Below are 19902 nucleotides of genomic sequence, written 5' to 3'. Positions count from 1 at the left end.
AAAAGAATCTGATGTAATTTTAACTGTTCTCATTGTCTTAATTTATCTCTCCAGATGGCACCATGCCAGCCGGTCAGGAATTGGCACCTTCTCCATTTTGGGAGGGTTGCCAGTGGGTCAAAGAGCCTGTCTCTCGCCACTTCTTTATAAATCAAAACCCAGTTTAAGAGGTAATGACTTGAATAGCTTTCGCTAAGAATAGTTCAAATGTAAAGCTAAGTGACAAAATAACCAAAATTATATTCTGGTTATTTTGTAATTAATTGATAATGAGTGTTATAAAATATAGTTCTGGAGTCCGGTTTGTCAGGGTGAATGGTGATTTTTAGGCCAGGGCCTGATTGAAATCTGCGATAAGGTCATCTATATGTTCCAGTCCTACAGAGATCCGAATTAAATTCTGCGGGGTTTTGGTGTCCGGACCTTCTACTGATGCCCGGTGTTCAATAAGACTCTCTACTCCGCCCAGGCTGGTGGCCTGAGCAAAAAGCTTTACGGTATTAACCACTCTGCGGGCTTCATCGGCACCACCTTTCACTAAAATAGACAACATACCTCCGAAACCGGTCATCTGTTGACGGGCAATTTCATGTTGTGCATGTGCAGGCAATCCCGGATAAAATACGGCCTCCACTTTTGGATGCTGCTCCAGGTATTGTGCCAGTGCCATTCCATTTTCACAATGTCCACGCATGCGGTAAGGAAGGGTTTTGATACTCCTTAACAGTAAAAAGCAATCGAATGGGGAAGGTACTGCCCCACCAATCTGCTGTATGTTTCTGACTTTTTCCCAGAAAGCGGATTTTTTTGCGGTGATGAGTGCCCCGCCCAGCACATCGCTGTGGCCGCCAATATATTTGGTGGAAGAATGCATGACGATGTCTGCGCCCAGGGAAATTGGGTTTTGCAGGCAGGGAGAAGCAAAAGTGCTGTCGCAGGCCAGAATCAGGTTGTGTTTTTTAGTGATTGCAGAAATGGCCACAAGGTCTGTGATTTTCAATAAAGGGTTAGAAGGGGTTTCTACCCAGATCATCACGGTATTTTCTTTGATATAGCCGGAGATCCGGTCAATATCAGTCAGATCAATAAAATCGATGGTTAAGGTGTCTGCAAAAATTGACTGCAATTGTTTCTTAAACCCCCAGTACATGTCGTCCGCGGCAATGATATGACTTCCCGGTGCCAGGGCCTGAAAAAGAGACATTCCGGCGGTATTCCCGGAAGAAAAGGCACAGGCATCAGCTCCTTTTTCCAGATTGGTCAATACCTGTTCCAGTGCAGAGCGGTTCGGGTTACTCACCCGGCTATACATATGTCCGCCAGAATAGCCACCATCTTCATCTCTGAAAAAAGTTGTGGACAAATTAATAGGCGGGGTAACGTCTTTAGTGCTGCTCTCGTACAAGTTTCCGGAATGGATTGCTAAAGTTTCTGGTTTCATTTTCAGGAGGATAAATAGTGAATTAAGTGGCTTGGTAGAACAAAGCTAAAGGTAAAAATTATTCTGTTGAAGTTTTGGCAAGATTTATGTATTAAAGAAGAAAAACAAATTGATATGAAAAGAATATTCCTGATAGCAGCCATTTTATGCAGTTCATTAATGGTTTTGCAAAGTTGTTCACCAAAAGGTGGTGGTGCTGCTCAAACTGTTGTTAAACGTGGTGATGTAACAGGTAACTGGGTGCTAAACGATATTACTTTTGAAGGCATTCCTCAGGCATCTGTAAAATCATTGTTTGGTGAAGGTGCATATACCTGCTTTGTTGGTAGTACCTGGAGATTAACTAATAGCGGTAATGGAAGCTACAGTCTGCCGGGTGGTGGAGCATGTGCAGCTAAAACACAAACCATTTACTGGTCTGCAAGTGTACCTGATCAGACGTTCCAGTTTAAAAAATTGTACGAAGGTGATAAAGCTAAAAATGTAACTGAAGGTTACAGACTGGTACTTTCTTCTGCTACAAAAGAGAGTCTGACTATCAAATCACCTGTAGAATATGGTAATTCGACTGCTTATATTGTGTTAAACTTTACAGCAGCAGCAAAATAGTTTTTAGTTAAATTTGGTTTAGGTTAAAAGGGACTCAGTGGTGTGGGTCCCTTTTTTTTTGCCTTAAAAAACGCTACTTTTGCGGCAATTATTTGGATTATGGTTTCAGACCTGATTATACTCTGTATAGTCTCTTTTTTTGCAGGATTTATTGATGCTATTGTTGGTGGGGGAGGTTTATTACAGACGCCAGCCATCATGATCGTTTTGCCGCAGTACCCGGTAGCTACACTTTTCAGTACCACCAAGATCCCTTCTCTTTCCGGAACCGCTTTCGCTGCCTGGAAATACTCCCAGAATGTAAAGCTGAATTGGGGCCTGCTCATCTATATTGCACTGGCCGCATTTACCGGTGCCTTATTTGGTGCCTATAGCATTACCCTGATCGACAATCAGGTCATCAAACCCGCAGTATTAGTTATCCTGATCCTGGTTGCTGTATATACGTATTTCAATAAGAAATTCGGTGTTCATCAGGAAAAGGAACATACGGTGTTGCAACAGGTGTTGATTGGTCTGCTCTTTGGTTTTGTGATTGGTTTTTATGATGGTTTAATCGGGCCTGGAACGGGAACTTTTTTCATCCTTGCCTTTATTGCACTGATGGGTTACGACTTCCTTCATGCCAGTGCCGGGGCAAAGCTGATCAATATGGCGACCAATATTGCGGCGATCTGTTATTTCGGAAGTACGGGGCATATCTTATACGAGCTGGCTATCCCTATGGCTGTTTGTAATGTTGGAGGCTCCTTTTTAGGGACTAAACTGGCGTTGCTGAAGGGAAATAAATTTATCAGGATCTTTTTTCTGATCGTTGTTTTTGGTACGATTCTGAGGTTTGCCTACGATATCTTCCTGAAGTCCTGATTTTTTAAGGGCCGAAAAAGAAAGGCCGAATTGATGTTAAATGAAGAAAAATAAACTTTTTGTAATTGCCATTATTGCGTTTTCTACCGTCCTGTTGGCACTTGCTTTTGGACTTTCTACGATAAAAACAGTGGTTGCCGTAAGGAAACCGGTTAATTTTCCAGTTCCGGTTCAGGTAGCGCCTGCATTGACTGTGGAAGGGGTAACGCTGGGACAAAAATTATTTGATGATCCTTCCTTATCCAAAAACGGAAAAGTGGCCTGCGCTTCCTGTCATAATCAGGTTGATGCGTATTCCAGTGCGGGTATTAAAATCAATGAAGGGGTAGATGCCAAAATAATGGGGACAAGAAATACCCCGGCCCTGATGAACCTGCAATGGAAACATTCCTATTTCAGGGATGGCCGGGAAACAAAACTTCAAAATACCGCCGTAAATGCGCTTACCAGTCCGGCGGAAATGGGAGAGACCATGGAGAATGTGGTTAGGAAATTAAACAGTTCAAGGGTGTATAAACAACACTTTCTGACTGTTTTTGGCGTAGAGAAAATTACGGAAAAAGAGCTGACCAGAGCGATTGAACAATATTTACTTTCGCTGGTTTCCGCTAATTCGCGTTACGATCAGTTGGTGGCAAAACAGAAGGATACTTTTAGTCCGGATGAAAGGGAAGGATGGAAACTGTTTAAAAGAAACTGCGCGTCCTGTCATTCCGGGGAATTGTTCAGTGATGAATCATTCAGAAATATTGGGACGGCAATGGCAAAGGATCCGGTAAAGAAATTTAAAGTACCCAGTCTGAGAAATGTGGAAGTCTCTGGCCCTTATTTACATGATGGCAGGTTTAATATGCTGGAAGAAGTGCTTCAGTATTATGCTTCGGGTGTAAAGGCTGATGCAGATCTGGATCCTTTAATGCAGCAACATGGAAAAGCAGGAATCCCTTTAACAGCTACTGAGCAGAAAAAGATCATTGTGTTTTTAAAAACCTTAACGGATCATGCTTTTATCAATAAGATCACTCTTCAGTAATCTGTTTTTTCTCTTCCGGTCTGAATAGGGTGTTTTATTAGATTTAACGCTGGTATTTCCAATTACGTGATTTCCCTTCAGCAATCCATTCCAGCGCGGTACCGAGTCTTTTTTGACGGGTTTCCTCTGTCTTTGCTTCCACAATCCATTCCAGATACTCTTTTTTCTGCGAGTAACTGAACTTGTCGAAATGCTCCTGTGCTGCCGGAGCTTCGGCCAGGCTTTTGGCAAAATAATCAGGAATTACCAGTTCTATTTTTGCTGCGGCCGGCTTTTTCTCCATCTTGATCCCTTCTTTATTGAGGATGACGGCATTCTGAATATAGGTAATAAAAATGCTTTCTTCCGGTAAGTCTGCGACGGAAGTAATCCGCCCCAGTTGTCCCATAGCTTCTTCTTTACTCTCGCCAAGCAGGTGATTCGGATCGGGAAGGAGCTTGCTTTTCCAGAAGCCGAAAGTGCAATGGCTCTTAAAGGAGGCCATGCTACATACTGTTCCTTTGTAATCAAAATGAGGGAAGCCCCATTTTATAGTTTCTATAAGCTCCGGGCAAGCCTGATGAACGAGCTTGCGGATGTGTTTCAGGATTGGCTGGGCAAAATCTGCTGCACGGTCAATATAGGCGTCAACTCTAGGGTCGTATTTTTCCATGGCATAATGTAGTATAGGACCATACTTAATGGTATGCTCTAAAATAATCAAAATTTATTCCCTTTCCTTATCTGCCTTCATTTTTTAAGCCTAATGCTCTTTTACACAATGCTGACAGCTAAAACCTGTTAAAAAAACGGGTTTCTGATGATTTTATACTACTTTTGTTCATCATTATATCATACTACATGGATGCTAATTCAAAGCTGGCCTTACTTCTAAACGACACCGGTCTGTCTGCAGAACTTAAAGCTATTGCCAATAAAGTTCAGAACCAGGAAAGGATTACCTTCGATGAAGGTGTTTACCTTTATGAGCATGCCGAACTAGGCTACCTGGGTGTTTTGGCGAACTATATCAGGGAGCAAAAACATGGCGATAAAACCTATTTTAACCGTAATTTCCATATTGAACCGACCAACGTATGTGTGTACGATTGTAAGTTCTGTTCTTACTCCCGACTGATTAAGCAGCGTGAGGAAGGATGGGAGATGAGCGTAGAAGGAATGATGGATGTGCTTAAAAAGTACGACAATGAGCCGGTAACGGAAGTCCACATTACAGGAGGTGTTGTTCCCAAGCAAAATCTTGATTTTTACAGTGATTTCTTCAGGCGTGCAAAAGCACATCGCCCTGATTTACATATCAAAGCATTGACTCCTGTGGAGTATTACTATATTTTCAAAAAGGCGAAGCTGAGTCATTATGACGGAATGAAATACCTGCAGGAAGCCGGATTGGATTCTATGCCGGGAGGTGGAGCGGAAATTTTTCACCCTGAAGTAAGAGAGAAAATTGCCCATGATAAATGTAATGCGGAACAATGGCTGGATATTCATGAACAGGCACATAAACTGGGTATGAAAACCAATGCAACGATGTTGTACGGTCATATTGAGCAGTTCTGGCATCGTGTAGACCATATGGAACGCTTACGTCAGCAGCAGGATAAATCTGGAGGTTTCCAGGCCTTTATCCCGCTTAAATTCAGAAACCAAAACAACCAGATGGACCATGTTCCGGAGGTTTCGGTGATTGAAGATTTGAGAAACTATGCTATCGCCAGAATCTATCTGGATAATTTCGACCATATCAAAGCTTACTGGGCAATGATCAGCAGGCAGACTGCACAGCTTTCTTTAAACTTCGGGGTAGACGATATTGATGGTACTTTAGATGATACGACCAAAATCTATTCTATGGCAGGTGCTGAAGAACAACACCCAGCAATGAATACGGAAGAGCTGGTAAACCTGATCAAACAGGTAAACCGTAAGCCGATAGAAAGAGATACCCTTTACAATGTAGTCACTGATTATACGGATTTCGTATTTGAAGGATCGGTGAAACCACAATATTATAAATTGCCTGTAATCAATTAATGGATAAAGAATTATACATCATCAGACATGGTGAAACAGAACTAAACAGACAGGGTATCGTACAGGGAAGAGGGATCAATAGTGACCTTAATGATACCGGAAGAGCACAGGCAGCTGCATTTTATGCCACTTATAAAGAGGTTCCTTTTGATAAGGTTTACACTTCAGCACTGAAACGTACCCACCAGACGGTACAAGGTTTTATTGATGCCGGATTACCATGGGAGCAATTGTCAGGACTTGATGAGCTGGCCTGGGGCATCTGGGAAGGTAAAACAAATGATGAACATGCCATTACAGCTTTTAAAAGCATCATGGAAAAATGGCAGTCGGCAGATTATGACGCCCGTTTTGAAGGAGGGGAAAGCCCGGCAGATGTCATTGTCCGTCAGAAAGAAGCACTGAAAGTCATCACTGCTGCAAAAAATGAAAAAACGATTTTAATCTGCATGCATGGGCGCGCAATGCGCCTGTTCCTTTGTTTACTTACGGGCAGACCATTGAGCGAAATGACAGAGTTTCCTCACCAGAATACCACCCTTTATAAAATTCAAATGACCGGAGATCAGTTTGTGATCACTGAGTTTAACAATACGGATCATTTAAAATAATTCCCCTTTGAATAAGATTAAAATTTCCGCAGTTTCTTATACCAATACTAAACCCTTTATTTATGGGATTGAGCATTCGGAACTGATTAATAAGATAGATTTAAGTTTAGATATCCCTACAGATTGTGCTGCAAAACTCATTAATGGTCAGGTCGATATAGGCCTGATTCCGGTGGCTGCAATTCCAATGGTACCCAATGCAAATATTGTTGCAGATTATTGTATCGGTTCTGTTGGTGCGGTAAATTCGGTGTTTGTGTTCAGCAATGTCCCTTTTCAGGAAATCAAAACGGTAAGGCTTGATAGTCATTCCCGTACTTCCAACAACCTGGCTAAGGTGTTGTTAAAGTTTCACTGGAAACAGGAAGTCAGCTATACCACCGATCCGGAAGCGAAGACCGATGCAATGGTTTTGATTGGCGACCGGACTTTTGGTAAAAAGGCGAACTACCCCTATGCCTATGATATGGGAGAGGAATGGATGAAGTTCAGCGGACTTCCTTTTGTATACGCGGCCTGGGTGGCCAATAAAGCTATTCCTGAGACATTTATTACTGAATTTAACGAGGCATTGGCCACCGGTCTTTCCCATCGTGCGGAGTTGCTGAGAGAATTGCCGGCCATTCCGGATTTTGATCTTGACGACTACTTAATGCATAAACTGGATTTCGAACTGACGGAAAAAAAGCGGGAAGCTTTAAGCCTGTTTCTGTCCTATATTGAACAGTTGTAGTTTTTTTTAAAATTTTCAACAAAGCCTAAAGGTTATGCATCCAGATGCTATCTTTACGGTTTTGTAAAATAAAATACATTTTGGCTAAAGATAAAACTAAAGAGACACCTTTAATGCAACAGTACAATGCTATTAAAGCAAAGTATCCGGGTGCATTACTATTGTTCAGAGTTGGCGACTTTTATGAAACATTTGGTGAAGATGCGGTGAAAACTTCTCAGATTCTGGGAATTGTATTGACAAGAAGGGGAAATGGACCTGGAGGGCACATTGAACTGGCTGGGTTTCCCCATCATTCTTTAGACAATTACCTGTCGAAACTGGTTCGCGCGGGCCAAAGGGTAGCGATTTGTGACCAGCTGGAAGATCCCAAAACCACCAAAACAATTGTAAAACGTGGAGTAACAGAACTGGTTACCCCTGGGGTTGCTTACAATGATAACATCCTGAGCCAGAAATCGAATAATTATCTGGCCTCGGTTTATTTTGATAAAGCGGGAATGGGTGTTTCTTTTCTTGATATCTCTACGGGAGAGTTTTACGTTGCTCAAGGAAATGCGGAGTATATCGATAAGCTTTTGCAGGGTTTTAAACCTAATGAAGTCATCTTTCAAAAGACAAAAAGAAAAGAGTTTTTGGAGCTTTTCGGTGATAAGTTTTACACTTTTCATCTGGACGACTGGGCTTTTACGACTGATTACGCTACAGAAACCCTGACCAAACATTTTGAGGTCAACTCACTGAAAGGTTTTGGCGTAGATAAATTGCAGATCGGTATTATTGCTGCCGGGGTAGTGCTTCATTACCTGAATGAAACCGAACACCGTAATTTAAAACATATTACTTCTATTTCCCGGTTAGAGGAAGATAAATACATGTGGCTGGATCGTTTTACAATCCGCAACCTGGAACTGGTTAGTTCGGCCAATGATAATGCGGTAACGCTATTTCAGGTGCTCGACCATACTTCTACACCAATGGGGGCACGTTTGCTACACCGCTGGATCATTATGCCGCTCAAGGAACTGAAGCCTATTGAGGAACGATTGGGAATGGTGGAGTTCCTGGTGAAAGATGAGGCCCTGGTGGAAGAGTTTTTAAACCACATCAAACAGATTGGTGACCTGGAGCGTCTGATTTCTAAAGTAGGGCTGTTAAAAGTTGGACCAAGAGAATTGTGTCAGCTTAAAAAGGCGTTGTACCATATTGAATCGGTAAAAGAGATTGCAACCGCATCCGGTAACCCCTTCCTTATGGCCCTGGCTGATCAGCTGGACCCTTGTTTAAGCATCAGAGAGAAGCTGGAAAGAGAACTGCAACAGGATCCTCCGGCATTGCTGATCAAAGGAAATGTGATTGCCGATGGGGTGAATGAGGAGCTGGACCGCCTGCGTAAAATTTCTTTCGGTGGAAAGGATTATTTAGTAGAAATTCAAAAAAGAGAAGCGGCAAGTACAGGTATCCCTTCGCTTAAAGTAGCCTTCAATAATGTCTTCGGATATTATCTTGAGGTGACGCATACCCATAAAGATAAAGTGCCTGCCGACTGGATCAGGAAGCAAACCCTGGTAAGTGCAGAGCGCTATATTACTCCTGAGCTGAAAGAATACGAAGAACAGATTCTGGGTGCGGAGGAAAAGATCATGCAGATCGAAGTACGCCTCTATGGAGAACTGATGTTCCTGGTGAGTGCCTATATCAAACAGATTCAGCTGAATGCTTTCTCCATTGCGCAGCTGGATGTATTGCTTTGTTTTGCTCAGCTGGCGGTTAAAAACCACTATGTGAAACCCGTGGTTAACAAGACCAAAAACCTGGATATTAAAGGTGGAAGGCACCCGGTAATTGAAAAGCGGTTACCTGTAGGAGAAGAATACATTACGAATGATGTATTTCTGGACAATGAAACACAGCAGATCATTATCATTACGGGACCCAATATGTCGGGTAAGTCGGCCATACTGAGGCAGACCGGTCTGATTGTGCTGATGGCGCAAATGGGGTGTTTTGTACCTGCAAAAGCGGCTACGCTGGGTCTGGTAGATAAGATATTTACCAGGGTTGGTGCTTCGGATAATTTATCTTCCGGAGAGAGTACGTTCATGGTGGAGATGAATGAAACGGCCAGTATCCTGAACAATATTTCGGACAACAGCCTGATCCTGCTGGATGAGATTGGCCGGGGAACGAGTACCTATGACGGGATTTCGATCGCCTGGGCAATTGCTGAATTCCTGCATACCCATCCTACTGCAAAGCCTAAAACATTGTTTGCGACGCATTACCATGAGCTGAATGAGCTGGCCAATACCATGAGCCGTATCAAGAACTTCAATGTGTCGATTAAAGAGGTGGGCAATAAGGTGATTTTCCTTAGAAAACTGGTGCCTGGTGGTAGTGAGCATAGTTTTGGTATTCATGTAGCCAAGATGGCGGGAATGCCTCCTAAGCTGATCAACCGGGCAAATGAGATCCTTAAAAAGCTGGAGATCGACAGGACCGAGGGGCAGAGCATCAAAGACAGCATTAAAAAAGTACAGAATCAGGCTTATCAGTTACACATGTTTGCAATTGATGACCCGGTATTACTGAAAATAAGAGATACCCTGAATAATCTGGATGTAAATGTATTGACACCGGTAGAGGCTTTGCTAAAACTGGATGAAATACAACGGATAATTAAAGAATAAACTATGATGACCATTGATCACACTGTTCTCAAAGGAAGATTAAAATCGTTACTTTTTTTAATGGTGCTGATGGTACTGGTTGCCTGTGGTTCCAGAAAGAAAACAGTCAGCACCAGTACGGCGGCCAGAACAGCGATGGCCATGTCGAATCTTAAAAGTAAACCTTTATACCGTTTTATTACCGATTGGACAGGGGTAAGGTATCGTTTGGGTGGTTTGGATAAAAGAGGGGTGGATTGTTCGGGCTTTGCTTTTTTGCTGCAGAAGAATATTTATGGAAATGAACTGCCCCGAAGGTCAAGTGATCAGGCAACAGTGATCAGGACCAAAAGTGTGAGTCAGCTAAAAGAAGGAGACCTGATCTTTTTCTCTTTTGGTGGCGGTGCGGTAGACCATGTAGGGGTTTATCTCAATAATAACTATTTTGTCCATGCTTCCACTACACGTGGTGTGGTGGTAGACGACCTGAACTTACCAGCTTATCAGCGGGCATTGGTGAAAGCAGGATCTATAAAAAACTAAGCTATGTCCACCTCAAAACAAGAAGATTCCTTCTGGAAAAAATACAAGAAATTTGCAACGACTGAAATCCTGATGTACCTGATTATGATTATCGGCATTGGCCTTGGGATTCTGATCCTGAGTTAGCTTAACCCGTTGTGCTAGTTTAACTTATAAATTAATTTAGCATGGTCTGCCGCATTTACATTGCTCATGAAATTGCTGAATTCTTCGTATTTCTCTGCCGGATAGTTTCCGTCTTTTAGTTGCAGTATCCTTTTATAAGTCAGGGTTTTTCCTTCGATTTTAAGGCTGGAGCTATAGGTTCCGAACGGGCTGATGATCAGCTTATTGTCTGGCTTTGTTTCTACCTTAAAACCCTCCGGAAGCTGGTAAATGAGTTCGTCATCGTCTGTGTAGCCTCTGTTAATGTATACCGGCAAAGTCCTGTTTCTGACTTCAGGAATGGTACGGGTTTTATTAAAAGCGTTTAATTCGAGATAAAACAGGTCATTATTTTTAGCCGCATATTTCTGAATGTCCAGGTTGAAAGATTCCCGGGTATTTGGATTTGAACCCTTGTCCTGAACGAGTTTGAAATCGCTGAAATTAATGTTGTCCACATCGTAGTGGTCTTTTAACAACTTCAGCTGTTCGGTATAAGGTTCAGCAACCATATGCTGATAATTGTCGTATTGTGAACCACTGAAGATGGTGTTTAGTTTTCCGGTTATAGATCCCTGAGCATCTACCTGAAGCTGAGCTTTTCTCTTCTGTGTATTCATTTCACTGGTCAGGGCAGGAGTTTTTAATAACTTTCCTCCCTCCGGAGTACAGGCAAGAACAGTACGGTCGTCGGTAAAATCTCCAAGGAAACCAAAGGGATTATCTGAGCTGGTGCATTCCAGCCAGACGGTATCCGTTTTCATCGGGACAGCCAGAATAATGTGATTGCCCTGTTCTACACTTGCAAAATCAGGATCCATATTCTTCTTTCTGCTTCCTGCATTGACCACACAATATAAAGAAGGAATATTGGCAGCCTGCAAAAGGCTTTGTGTATAATTTACCAGGGCTTTACAATCTCCGTAAGACAGCTGATGAACTTCTGTTGCCTGCATGGGTTGCAGACCACCTATGCCAATCTGAACGCTGATATACCGGTTTTTCTTTTGAACATATTCATAGATCTTTTTTGCCTTTTCACGGTCGTTGTCTATTCCTTTTACGAGTTCCGTAACGGTCTGTATGGCACCTTCAGGAAGGGCTTGTCTGCCTTTAATCAGATCATTATATACCCATTTCCCCAGCTCGTCCCAATTCTGATAGCTACCCTTGTATCCATAATAACTGAATTGTTTGGCGGCGATTTTTACATAGGTCTGATAACGTTCGGGATCCGGAGCATAAGGTTCCGCTTTAAAAGCCGGTTTATTGCTGAGCTGCCAGGTGTAACTCGTTGATTTTTCAGACTTTAGTACTTCTGATTTTCCGGCATAATTGTATTCCCTGATCCTGATTTCATCACCCGGCCTGGAGATAAAAGTATATTTGTTTTTTTCGACAGACTGGTCGGGATAGGCATTTGCATACCAATCGGGAATGATCAGGTTTTGCTTGTTCCTGATTTCATATTCATATACCACAGTATAGGGGTAAGTCGTGACAATTGGTGAATAATATTTCAGCCGGTAATCTACAAACAGACTTCCATCACTAACTGCGCTCTGGTCGTTAAAATCACTGAGAGAAAATTTGGTATTCAGGTTTCCCATTGCATCGAGAACCTGTCCTTTGACCCGTTGGATGCTGCTGCTTTTGTCGTAATAAATTACGAGTTCTGCCCTTGGATCGCCACTCTTATTCCAGACGGTAACGACCTTTTTTACGGTCATAATGACCTGGTCAGTTGCCCGCATGTCTACGGTAGTTTCCATTTCCCGGATCACCGAATTTGCCCGGCTTTTTAAGTTTGATGGAACCAGATCAGTTGCATATGGCGATTGAGAAAAACAAGGAAAGGCTGTAAATGTCAATAACCCAAGGATTAAACTCCTCATCATAATTATTTAGCTTTTTTAAAGATAATGTCTGTTTTTTGCAGTTGAATAATTCTGCTGTAAAGTTCTTTAAGGGACAGGTATTCTGCCGGATGGTAAACCGGCTTATTCAATTGCAGGAGCTGGTTAAAGTTAATGACCTGATTCATAAAAGAGGTGGAGCTCAGGTATCTTCCCCCATTATCCGGTAAAGCAATGTTCAGGTCCTTCGGCTGTTCAGTCAGCACAAAATCTTCCGGAACGGTAAGTTGAATACTGCATCTGCTTTCTGTCATTGCACCCAAATCTATCGGATAGGTTCTTTCGTTCAGGTTGAAAGGATTTTTACTGATATTATCGATAAAGAAAGGGCTGAAGAGGATCTGAGCCGCTGAGGTTCCATCATAAGAATTAATGGTAATGTCGTACTTTTCTATTAATGGTTGCTCCAGACTGTCCACATTCTGGATTTCATATTTACCAATGCTGATTTTAGGCATTTTTTCATCCAGTTTTTCCACGTATTCCTCTACAGAATTAGCGGCCTGAATGCCCTTTCTCTTTTTTAGTGCTGCATATCCTGAGGAATAGGTGAGTAGTTCGCCTTTTATTTTGCCCTCTTTGGTGAGGGTTGCAATGAAGTTGTAGCGGGTATAATCTTTCTGACTGGCAATCAGATCATACCAGTAGGAAGGTTTTTTAAGGTTAATTACTCTTCCTTTTCCATTGATACAGTGTAGCGGGAGTAGGCCAAAAGGAAGTAGTGGGGTAGAAGCATCCAGCAGATAGCTTTTATCTCCGATATTTACTTTGGCCACCACATAATTAAAATCGGTAATCACCGGATACAGGTCATTTACCTGACCATACTCACGGGTGGAGAGGATCAGTGCTTCTGCATCAATATTTGCTGCTGAGAGTGCGGCAATAAGGCTAAGGTTGATGTCGCCGGTATTGCCGGAATGGGTTTCCAGTGCCTTTTTAACGGCTGTTTCACTATAGATTCCTATAAAACCATTGGACTTGATGTTTTTTGCGATGTAACGGTATATGGCTTGTGCTTTACTCAGGTCGTCGGTCGTATTCTTAAGCAGCTCAGGCATGAGGTCTTTAAAAGCATCTTTTTTCTTCATCTGTGATCCAAATGATTTATCAGATACTAGTTCATTATCGACGTCTTTCCAGGTTTTTGTAACGTTTCTTTTAGAACCATCCAATGTTTGATAATCGGAGAGTTCAAAGTTAATGGCTGATTTAAAGTTGACCGCTGCTGTCATGTAATCTTCCTCTACAAATGCGGGGATATTTTTCATGGTATAGGTCATTTTGGAGCAATCAACGGAAACACCGGAGATCCGCAGGCATTCCTTCTGAAGCTCGGCCTTGGTATCGTTGAGTTTTAAGGCTCCTCTTAAGGATACATTATAATTGTACAATGCAGGTATGTAAGCAATGTATTCACTATGTAATTTTGGAATATCGGATTGAAACTCCCAGTTTCTGAAATTAAATATTCTGGGGATACTGATGCGATAGCTATATTCAATAATACTTCCATCCATCAGATTGGGCATGGTGAATTTGGTCAGATTTCTATATTTGTTCTTTTTCTCTTTGAATATTTTTTTAGGATCCAGATCAGTTTGCTTAAACGTCCCATTTACGTAATTTGTGGTAACGCCCTTGATGTCTCTGATTTCGTCTTCTGCGTCATTACCATAAACATGTTGCATAATGCTGATGTTTCCCTGGTCAAAGCCTTGTTTGTTGAAGATTTTGATGCGGACATGGTATAGGTATTCGACCATCATCCGGCCTCTGACATCATCGTTGTCGATTCTCGCTGTTCCAAACTCACGAATTACGATGGCATTGGCATTGCTGTCAATCACCGTGTTTTTTAAGGCAAGATCATCGTGCGTATAGTCTCCGAATTTGAAATCCTGTGCATTGGATTTCACTGAACAAAAAACAAAAAATAATGAGAGGTAAATGTATTTCATGGAAGCGTAACTTATTAACCGCAAAGGTAGGATAGTTCTTAATAAAAAAGAACCGGGGAGACTATTTTATACAATACTAAATAAGTTCAGGTTTAATGGATGATTTTTACGACTTTTGAAAAGCTACCAAAGAGTTATAAAATGAATTCCTGGGGATTCACACCTTTAAAAATAGCAACATATACTAATGAAATTAAATTTAAACCGCCCTCTTGCTTTTTTTGATCTGGAAACCACTGGTGTTAATGTTGGTGCAGATCGTATTGTAGAAATTGCCATTTTAAAAGCGATGCCCGATGGATCGGAGTTGATCAAAACAATGCGCATTAACCCTGAAATGCCGATTCCTTTAGCATCTTCCCTGATTCATGGGATTTATGATAAGGATATTGCCAATGAGCCTACTTTTAAAGATGTAGCTGCTGAACTGTCTGCATTTATTGGAGATGCTGACCTTGCAGGTTATAATTCCAACAGATTTGACATTCCGGTATTACTGGAAGAATTTTTAAGAGCAGGAGTAGATTTTGATATGTCTGACAGGAAATTTGTAGACGTTCAGAATATATTTCACCAGATGGAACAACGCACTTTACGTGCTGCCTATAAGTTTTATTGCGACAAAGATATTGTGAATGCACACTCTGCTGAAGCCGATATCCTGGCGACTTACCATGTGCTTCTTGCTCAGATTGAGCGTTACAGCGATACTGAGTTTGAAGATAAACAAGGTAAAATTTCTAAGCCGGTAAAGAATGATGTAGATGCGCTGCATACCTTTACGAATATGAATAAACCCGTTGATTTTGCCGGAAGAATGGTTTTCAATGAGCAGGATCAGGAAATATTTAACTTCGGTAAACATAAAGGTAAAACGGTTGAACAGGTATTTGATACTGAGCCTAGCTATTATGCATGGATGAAGCAAGGGGATTTCCCGCTTTATACCAAGAAAAAGCTGGAAGAGATCTGGACCAGATGGAACAAGAAGAAGGAACAGTTGAAACAGGAAAAGCAGCAACAGGCCGGGGCAAATAAGCCAAAACCAGCTCAGCCTAATGCCAATCCATCAGCTCCACAAGCTAAAAAGCCGAAACCTGCAGTTGCAGTAACTAACGATATGTTAGAGCAATTGAAAATGAAGTTTGGAAAATAAAAGAAACGATTAGAAAAATATAAAGAGGCTGTCTGGATTCATTTCCGGCAACCTCTTTTTTGTTAAAACAAGATGATATACTAACTATGAAAAAGATCTCATTTTTGCTGGTATCAATATGCCTGTCGGGCTTGGTTTATGCTCAGCAGTTACCTGTTCCTGCGGAAATCCAGGCAGCTTATGCAAAGGGTACGAGAGCTGTATCGGGGAAACCCGGAGCCAGATACTGGCAGAATACGGCAAACTACGACCTGAAAGTTAATTTTAATCCTGCAAGCAGGGAGTTAAAAGGAGTAGTAGAGGTTGTTTATTATAACAACAGTCCGGATACGCTGAAACAACTGTGGTTTAAACTTTATCCGAACTTATATAAGAAGGGTGTGGAAAGAAAAACCAAATTTAATGAAAGGGACCTGAATGAAGGCGTGAGTATCCTGTCGATGCAGGCTGATGGCCGGAAACTGGATCAGCAGGCCATGACCATCGAAGGAACGAATATGCAGGCCGCAATTGCTGCCCTTGCCCCGGGAAAGAACATCAAATTGAAAATCGAATACAAATACGATTTGAATAAAGGCTCTCATATGCGTACTGGACAGGTAGATGAAGGTTCTCATTTCGTTGCTTATTTCTTTCCGCGTGTGGCTGTTTATGATGATATCGATGGCTGGAATAAATTCCCATATACCGGTGAAGTGGAGTTTTATAATGATTTCTGTAGTTTCAAAGGAGAAATTACTGTTCCCAAGAACTTTGTGGTTTGGGCTACCGGCGATCTGCTGAATGCAAAACAGGTATTGAAAAAAGACATTGCAGAACGTCTTGCCAAAGCGGAAAAGGAAGATGCGGTGGTTGATGTGATTGACGATAAAGACCTGGAAAATAAAGCAGTTACTGCTGATCAGGCGTACAATACCTGGAAGTTTGAAGCTAAAAATGTAACTGATTTTGTGTTCGCCACAAGCGATCATTACTTATGGAAGTCAACGAGTCTGGTTGTAGATCCTCAAACAGGAAGAAGGACCAGGGTAGATGCAGCTTTTAACCCAATCCATAAGGATTATTATGAAGTCATCGATTTTGCCCGTAAAACGGTTCATGCGATGAGCTATACTTTCCCTAAATGGCCTTATCCATATGCACATGAAACGATCTTTGACGGGCTTGATCAGATGGAGTATCCAATGATGGTGAACGATAATCCGGTAGAAAAAAGAGAAGATGCGATTACACTGACGGTTCATGAAATTTTTCATACGATGTTTCCTTTTTATATGGGCACGAATGAAACCAAATATGCCTGGATGGACGAAGGCTGGGCCACCATCGGCGAATGGCTGATCGGACCAATGATCGATCCGGCTATGGTTGATGAATATGGAGTAGCTCCAACAGCAATGTCTTCCGGCTCAAAGGATGATGTTCCCATCGTGACCTTAAGCACGGAGCTGAAGGGGGTAGGGGCATTTACGAATTCTTATCCTAAACCCGGATTAGGTTATCTTTTTGTAAAGGATTATCTGGGAGATGAATTGTTCAATAAGGCTTTACATCATTATATCAGCCAATGGCAGGGAAAACACCCGATGCCATTCGACTTCTTTTACAGTATGAATGAAGGTGCTGGTAAAAATATGGACTGGTTCTGGAAACGTTGGTTCTTCGAAGAGGGAGTAACGGACCTGGGGATCGTTTCTGCGAACAAAGTAGGAGAAGAATATGAAATTGTAATAGAAAACAAAAGCAATAAACCGCTGCCTGTGGATTTGTCGTTGACTTTTGAGGATGGTACTAAGATGAAGGTTCATCAAAGTATCGCGGTATGGGAGAATGGAGATCAAAAGATCAGTCTTCGGGTTTCAGGTAAGAAAAATTTGAAAAAGGTGGAGCTGGGTAGTGCTCATGTTCCGGACAAGGACAAATCTGATAATGTGCTGAGTTTATAGTTTTAGTCCTGTGGTATAAAAGAAGACAGTGAAGAGCTGTCTTCTTTTGTTTTTTAAGACTTATGACCATTCGTTTTCTTTAATTCCCTATTTTTGTGTCGCATGAACAGATTAGTTGGACATACTCCTTGTAAATTAACCACTAAAGTCCGTCAGATTTTAGCGGTGTTTCTGTTGTGTACATTATGTCTGCCTTCCTCCTGCGCCTTGAAACAAGGGATTATTTTCTTTTTCTCTGCTCAGACTATTGAACAATCAGCTCGGGTAGGGGCAGTAAAGACTGTTACCCGGATAAAAGCAGATTTTAAATCAGGAATATCCTCCTGCAAAATGCAGACAGCTTTAAAAGAAAGCGTACAGTTGACCTTCCGGAACCTAAGCAAGACACAGGCCATGATGCCATTCTTGTTTTTCATTTTGCCTGGATTTCTGACTTCTCTTCTGACAGCAGACAAAAGACATTATCAGCTTCCAATTCCATATTCCTGGTTTCGCCGGACAAGGACTTCGATTTTCCTGTGGAACAGACTTTTACTGATATAGGATCTGTTTACATCATCCGTAATAAAACAAAAGTTTCTGAATACCTGAAGTTTAAATCAATATCATGACATCTATAAAAGATCAAAATAATAACCTGCAAAAAAAGAATTGGTTCACATTTTCGAATATCAGTATGGCAGTAGCCATTTTATTTGTGCTTACTCTCATATTTAGTCCGGAGGCAAAAGGCTGGGTGATCCAAAGCCTGATGAAAATAGGATTGGTTCAGGCGCCTGCAATACCAAAAAGTTCAGCGCCGGAAGCAGATGCTTCGGTTGCGGTACCTGGTGGAGAACAAGTCACCTTTGCCGATGGGAAGGGCAAATCCATCAGCCTTGCTGAATTAAAAGGGAAAGTAGTTTTTGTTAATTTCTGGGCTACCTGGTGCCCTCCATGCATTGCTGAAATGCCCTCTATTCAAGCTTTATATACTAAATATAAAGATAATGAGCAGTTGGTTTTTATCATGGTTGATGTAGACGGTAAATATAAAGAGGCCAATGAATTCATGAAAAAGAACGGCTATACGCTTCCTGTTTATTTGCCGGAGAGTGAGGTGCCTAAAGAATATTTTGCTGGCTCAATGCCTACTACTGTGATTCTGGATAAATCGGGAAAACTGGCATTTCACCATTTAGGTGCGGCCGACTACAATGATCCGGAAATAGTTGGATTCATCGATAAGCTGCTAAAATAAAAAGTAAAAACAATAAGAACTGCGTCGCATCGATATATGGCGCAGTTTTTTATTTTGGTGCTGTTTTAATAAAATCAATATTTCTGGTCAGCCCTTTAAATTTGGTCCGCTTTACTGCTGAGTTTTTAAAGATGGTTTTAAATACATCTTCCGTAATGTCCAGCCAGTCCTCTCGTTTCATCTGCAACAGGTTCTCATTGGGTTGAAATTTCGGTTCAGAGTGGGGAACTGAAAACCTGTTCCAGGGACATACGTCCTGACAAATGTCACATCCGAACATCCAGTTCTCCATCTTATCATTAAAAGACTGCGGAATTTCTTCCCTTAATTCTATGGTCAGATAAGAAATACACTTTTTCGCATCTATAATAAAAGGGGATAAGATGGCATCAGTAGGGCAGGCATCTATACATTTGGTACAGGTTCCACAATGATCCGTCTCAAAAGGGTTGTCGTATTCCAGTTCAAGGTCCACGATCAGCTCCGCAAGGAAAAAGAAAGAGCCACTCTTTTTATTAATCAGGTTGCTGTTTTTACCAATCCAGCCAATACCAGCGCGTTTTGCCCATGCGCGGTCCATCACCGGAGCCGAATCGACAAATGCACGTCCGCTGACTTCACCAATCTCTTCTGAAATAAAATTAAGCAGTTGAAAAAGCTTATCCTTAATGACCAGATGGTAATCGGTACCATAGGCATATTTCGATATCTTAGGCGCATCGGGGTCCTGCTGCCTTTCTTCAGGAAAGTAGTTCAGGGTCAGAGAGATCACTGATTTTGAGTCGTCCACAAGTAATCTTGGGTCGAGCCGTTTGTCAAAGTGGTTCTCCATGTAGCCCATTTCTCCATGGTGGTTGTTTTTCAACCATTTCTCCAATCTCGAGGCCTCTTCCTCCAGGAAATCTGCTTTGGCAATTCCGCATTGCATGAAGCCCAGCCTTAAGGCTTCGGCTTTAATCATCCTGCTATATTTCACGGAATTGTTCAACATCGGCTACA

The 19902-nt window shown here is 41.8% G+C and carries 18 protein-coding genes and 1 riboswitch; of the genes, 13 read left to right on the top strand and 5 right to left on the bottom strand.

The features are described from left to right. Positions 1-39 precede the first annotated feature (39 nt). Positions 40-153: riboswitch (SAM riboswitch) on the bottom strand. A 172-nt stretch (positions 154-325) separates the two neighbouring features. After that, positions 326-1441, bottom strand: a complete 1116-nt coding sequence (locus tag BFS30_RS26525; protein ID WP_069382065.1) for a trans-sulfuration enzyme family protein — start codon at positions 1439-1441, stop codon at positions 326-328. 114 nt (positions 1442-1555) lie between these two features. On the opposite strand from BFS30_RS26525, the gene BFS30_RS26520 reads away from it, so the two are divergent. The 3 genes from BFS30_RS26520 (at position 1556) to BFS30_RS26510 (ending at position 3950) form a co-directional block, all read left to right on the top strand. After that, the gene (locus BFS30_RS26520; RefSeq protein ID WP_069382064.1) at positions 1556-2050 is read left to right on the top strand and encodes a hypothetical protein; all 495 of its coding nucleotides are present in this window, start codon (positions 1556-1558) and stop codon (positions 2048-2050) included. A gap of 99 nt (positions 2051-2149) precedes the next feature. Then, positions 2150-2917 carry a sulfite exporter TauE/SafE family protein gene (locus BFS30_RS26515; RefSeq protein WP_069382690.1) on the top strand — a complete coding sequence of 256 codons (768 nt, stop codon included), beginning with the start codon at positions 2150-2152 and terminating at the stop codon, positions 2915-2917. Positions 2918-2957: 40 nt separating this feature from the next. Then, the gene (locus BFS30_RS26510) at positions 2958-3950 is read left to right on the top strand and encodes a cytochrome-c peroxidase (RefSeq protein WP_069382063.1); all 993 of its coding nucleotides are present in this window, start codon (positions 2958-2960) and stop codon (positions 3948-3950) included. Between the two features lie 43 nt (positions 3951-3993). Here the strand turns inward: BFS30_RS26510 and BFS30_RS26505 are convergent, their stop codons facing one another. After that, positions 3994-4602, bottom strand: coding sequence for a YdeI/OmpD-associated family protein (locus BFS30_RS26505; RefSeq protein ID WP_069382062.1), 609 nt, complete (start codon positions 4600-4602; stop codon positions 3994-3996). Between the two features lie 188 nt (positions 4603-4790). Between BFS30_RS26505 and mqnE the strand changes: the two genes are divergently transcribed. The 6 genes from mqnE (at position 4791) to BFS30_RS28150 (ending at position 10666) form a co-directional block, all read left to right on the top strand. Beyond that, positions 4791-5984, top strand: a complete 1194-nt coding sequence (mqnE, locus tag BFS30_RS26500; protein WP_069382061.1) for an aminofutalosine synthase MqnE — start codon at positions 4791-4793, stop codon at positions 5982-5984. Continuing rightward, complete coding sequence (locus tag BFS30_RS26495) at positions 5984-6595, top strand: histidine phosphatase family protein (protein WP_069382060.1); 612 nt, start codon at positions 5984-5986, stop codon at positions 6593-6595. The genes mqnE and BFS30_RS26495 overlap by 1 nt, the downstream gene beginning before the upstream one ends. A 7-nt stretch (positions 6596-6602) precedes the next feature. After that, positions 6603-7328: a menaquinone biosynthetic enzyme MqnA/MqnD family protein gene (locus BFS30_RS26490; protein ID WP_069382059.1), complete on the top strand. Its 726-nt coding sequence runs from the start codon at positions 6603-6605 to the stop codon at positions 7326-7328. A gap of 80 nt (positions 7329-7408) precedes the next feature. Beyond that, positions 7409-10018 carry a DNA mismatch repair protein MutS gene (mutS, locus tag BFS30_RS26485; RefSeq protein ID WP_069382689.1) on the top strand — a complete coding sequence of 870 codons (2610 nt, stop codon included), beginning with the start codon at positions 7409-7411 and terminating at the stop codon, positions 10016-10018. 3 nt (positions 10019-10021) lie between these two features. Beyond that, positions 10022-10540 (top strand): C40 family peptidase, encoded by a 519-nt coding sequence (locus tag BFS30_RS26480; protein ID WP_237028671.1) that lies wholly within the window; start codon positions 10022-10024, stop codon positions 10538-10540. 3 nt (positions 10541-10543) lie between these two features. After that, on the top strand, positions 10544-10666 hold the full coding sequence (locus BFS30_RS28150) for a hypothetical protein (RefSeq protein WP_257785591.1): 123 nt from the start codon (positions 10544-10546) through the stop codon (positions 10664-10666). 14 nt (positions 10667-10680) lie between these two features. Here BFS30_RS28150 and BFS30_RS26475 read toward each other — a convergent pair whose 3' ends face one another. Beyond that, a complete protein-coding gene (locus BFS30_RS26475) occupies positions 10681-12582 on the bottom strand; it encodes a DUF3857 domain-containing protein (RefSeq protein ID WP_157263064.1) in 1902 nt (633 codons plus the stop codon). Between the two features lie 2 nt (positions 12583-12584). Beyond that, positions 12585-14561 carry a DUF3857 domain-containing protein gene (locus BFS30_RS26470; RefSeq protein WP_069382057.1) on the bottom strand — a complete coding sequence of 659 codons (1977 nt, stop codon included), beginning with the start codon at positions 14559-14561 and terminating at the stop codon, positions 12585-12587. Positions 14562-14748: 187 nt separating this feature from the next. Here BFS30_RS26470 and BFS30_RS26465 point away from each other — a divergent pair, with 187 nt between their 5' ends. The 4 genes from BFS30_RS26465 to BFS30_RS26450 all read left to right on the top strand — a co-directional run bounded on the left by BFS30_RS26465 (position 14749) and on the right by BFS30_RS26450 (position 18903). Continuing rightward, complete coding sequence (locus BFS30_RS26465; RefSeq protein ID WP_069382056.1) at positions 14749-15717, top strand: 3'-5' exonuclease; 969 nt, start codon at positions 14749-14751, stop codon at positions 15715-15717. Between the two features lie 86 nt (positions 15718-15803). Next, on the top strand, positions 15804-17663 hold the full coding sequence (locus tag BFS30_RS26460) for a M1 family metallopeptidase (RefSeq protein ID WP_069382055.1): 1860 nt from the start codon (positions 15804-15806) through the stop codon (positions 17661-17663). 102 nt (positions 17664-17765) lie between these two features. Then, positions 17766-18206 carry a hypothetical protein gene (locus BFS30_RS26455; RefSeq protein WP_069382054.1) on the top strand — a complete coding sequence of 147 codons (441 nt, stop codon included), beginning with the start codon at positions 17766-17768 and terminating at the stop codon, positions 18204-18206. A 64-nt stretch (positions 18207-18270) separates the two neighbouring features. Then, positions 18271-18903, top strand: coding sequence for a TlpA family protein disulfide reductase (locus BFS30_RS26450; protein ID WP_083252256.1), 633 nt, complete (start codon positions 18271-18273; stop codon positions 18901-18903). 49 nt (positions 18904-18952) lie between these two features. Here BFS30_RS26450 and queG read toward each other — a convergent pair whose 3' ends face one another. Then, a complete protein-coding gene (gene queG, locus BFS30_RS26445; RefSeq protein WP_069382053.1) occupies positions 18953-19894 on the bottom strand; it encodes a tRNA epoxyqueuosine(34) reductase QueG in 942 nt (313 codons plus the stop codon). Between the last annotated feature and the right edge of the window lie 8 nt (positions 19895-19902).

Origin of the sequence: Pedobacter steynii (assembly GCF_001721645.1) — a bacterium.
GTDB lineage: Bacteria > Bacteroidota > Bacteroidia > Sphingobacteriales > Sphingobacteriaceae > Pedobacter > Pedobacter steynii_A.
This window is presented reverse-complemented; position numbering and strand designations above follow the sequence as displayed.

What these genes read in the sequence shown, in the direction of transcription:
- BFS30_RS28150 (WP_257785591.1), top strand. Translation starts at nt 10,544, where the DNA reads ATGTCCACCTCAAAACAAGAAGATTCCTTCTGGAAAAAATACAAGAAA.
- BFS30_RS26480 (WP_237028671.1), top strand. Translation starts at nt 10,022, where the DNA reads ATGATGACCATTGATCACACTGTTCTCAAAGGAAGATTAAAATCGTTA.
- BFS30_RS26495 (WP_069382060.1), top strand. Translation starts at nt 5,984, where the DNA reads ATGGATAAAGAATTATACATCATCAGACATGGTGAAACAGAACTAAAC.
- BFS30_RS26515 (WP_069382690.1), top strand. Translation starts at nt 2,150, where the DNA reads ATGGTTTCAGACCTGATTATACTCTGTATAGTCTCTTTTTTTGCAGGA.
- BFS30_RS26510 (WP_069382063.1), top strand. Translation starts at nt 2,958, where the DNA reads ATGAAGAAAAATAAACTTTTTGTAATTGCCATTATTGCGTTTTCTACC.
- BFS30_RS26455 (WP_069382054.1), top strand. Translation starts at nt 17,766, where the DNA reads ATGAACAGATTAGTTGGACATACTCCTTGTAAATTAACCACTAAAGTC.
- BFS30_RS26465 (WP_069382056.1), top strand. Translation starts at nt 14,749, where the DNA reads ATGAAATTAAATTTAAACCGCCCTCTTGCTTTTTTTGATCTGGAAACC.
- BFS30_RS26505 (WP_069382062.1), bottom strand. Translation starts at nt 4,602, where the DNA reads ATGGAAAAATACGACCCTAGAGTTGACGCCTATATTGACCGTGCAGCA.
- queG (WP_069382053.1), bottom strand. Translation starts at nt 19,894, where the DNA reads ATGTTGAACAATTCCGTGAAATATAGCAGGATGATTAAAGCCGAAGCC.
- BFS30_RS26475 (WP_157263064.1), bottom strand. Translation starts at nt 12,582, where the DNA reads ATGATGAGGAGTTTAATCCTTGGGTTATTGACATTTACAGCCTTTCCT.
- BFS30_RS26520 (WP_069382064.1), top strand. Translation starts at nt 1,556, where the DNA reads ATGAAAAGAATATTCCTGATAGCAGCCATTTTATGCAGTTCATTAATG.
- mqnE (WP_069382061.1), top strand. Translation starts at nt 4,791, where the DNA reads ATGGATGCTAATTCAAAGCTGGCCTTACTTCTAAACGACACCGGTCTG.
- BFS30_RS26460 (WP_069382055.1), top strand. Translation starts at nt 15,804, where the DNA reads ATGAAAAAGATCTCATTTTTGCTGGTATCAATATGCCTGTCGGGCTTG.
- BFS30_RS26525 (WP_069382065.1), bottom strand. Translation starts at nt 1,441, where the DNA reads ATGAAACCAGAAACTTTAGCAATCCATTCCGGAAACTTGTACGAGAGC.
- BFS30_RS26470 (WP_069382057.1), bottom strand. Translation starts at nt 14,561, where the DNA reads ATGAAATACATTTACCTCTCATTATTTTTTGTTTTTTGTTCAGTGAAA.
- BFS30_RS26450 (WP_083252256.1), top strand. Translation starts at nt 18,271, where the DNA reads ATGACATCTATAAAAGATCAAAATAATAACCTGCAAAAAAAGAATTGG.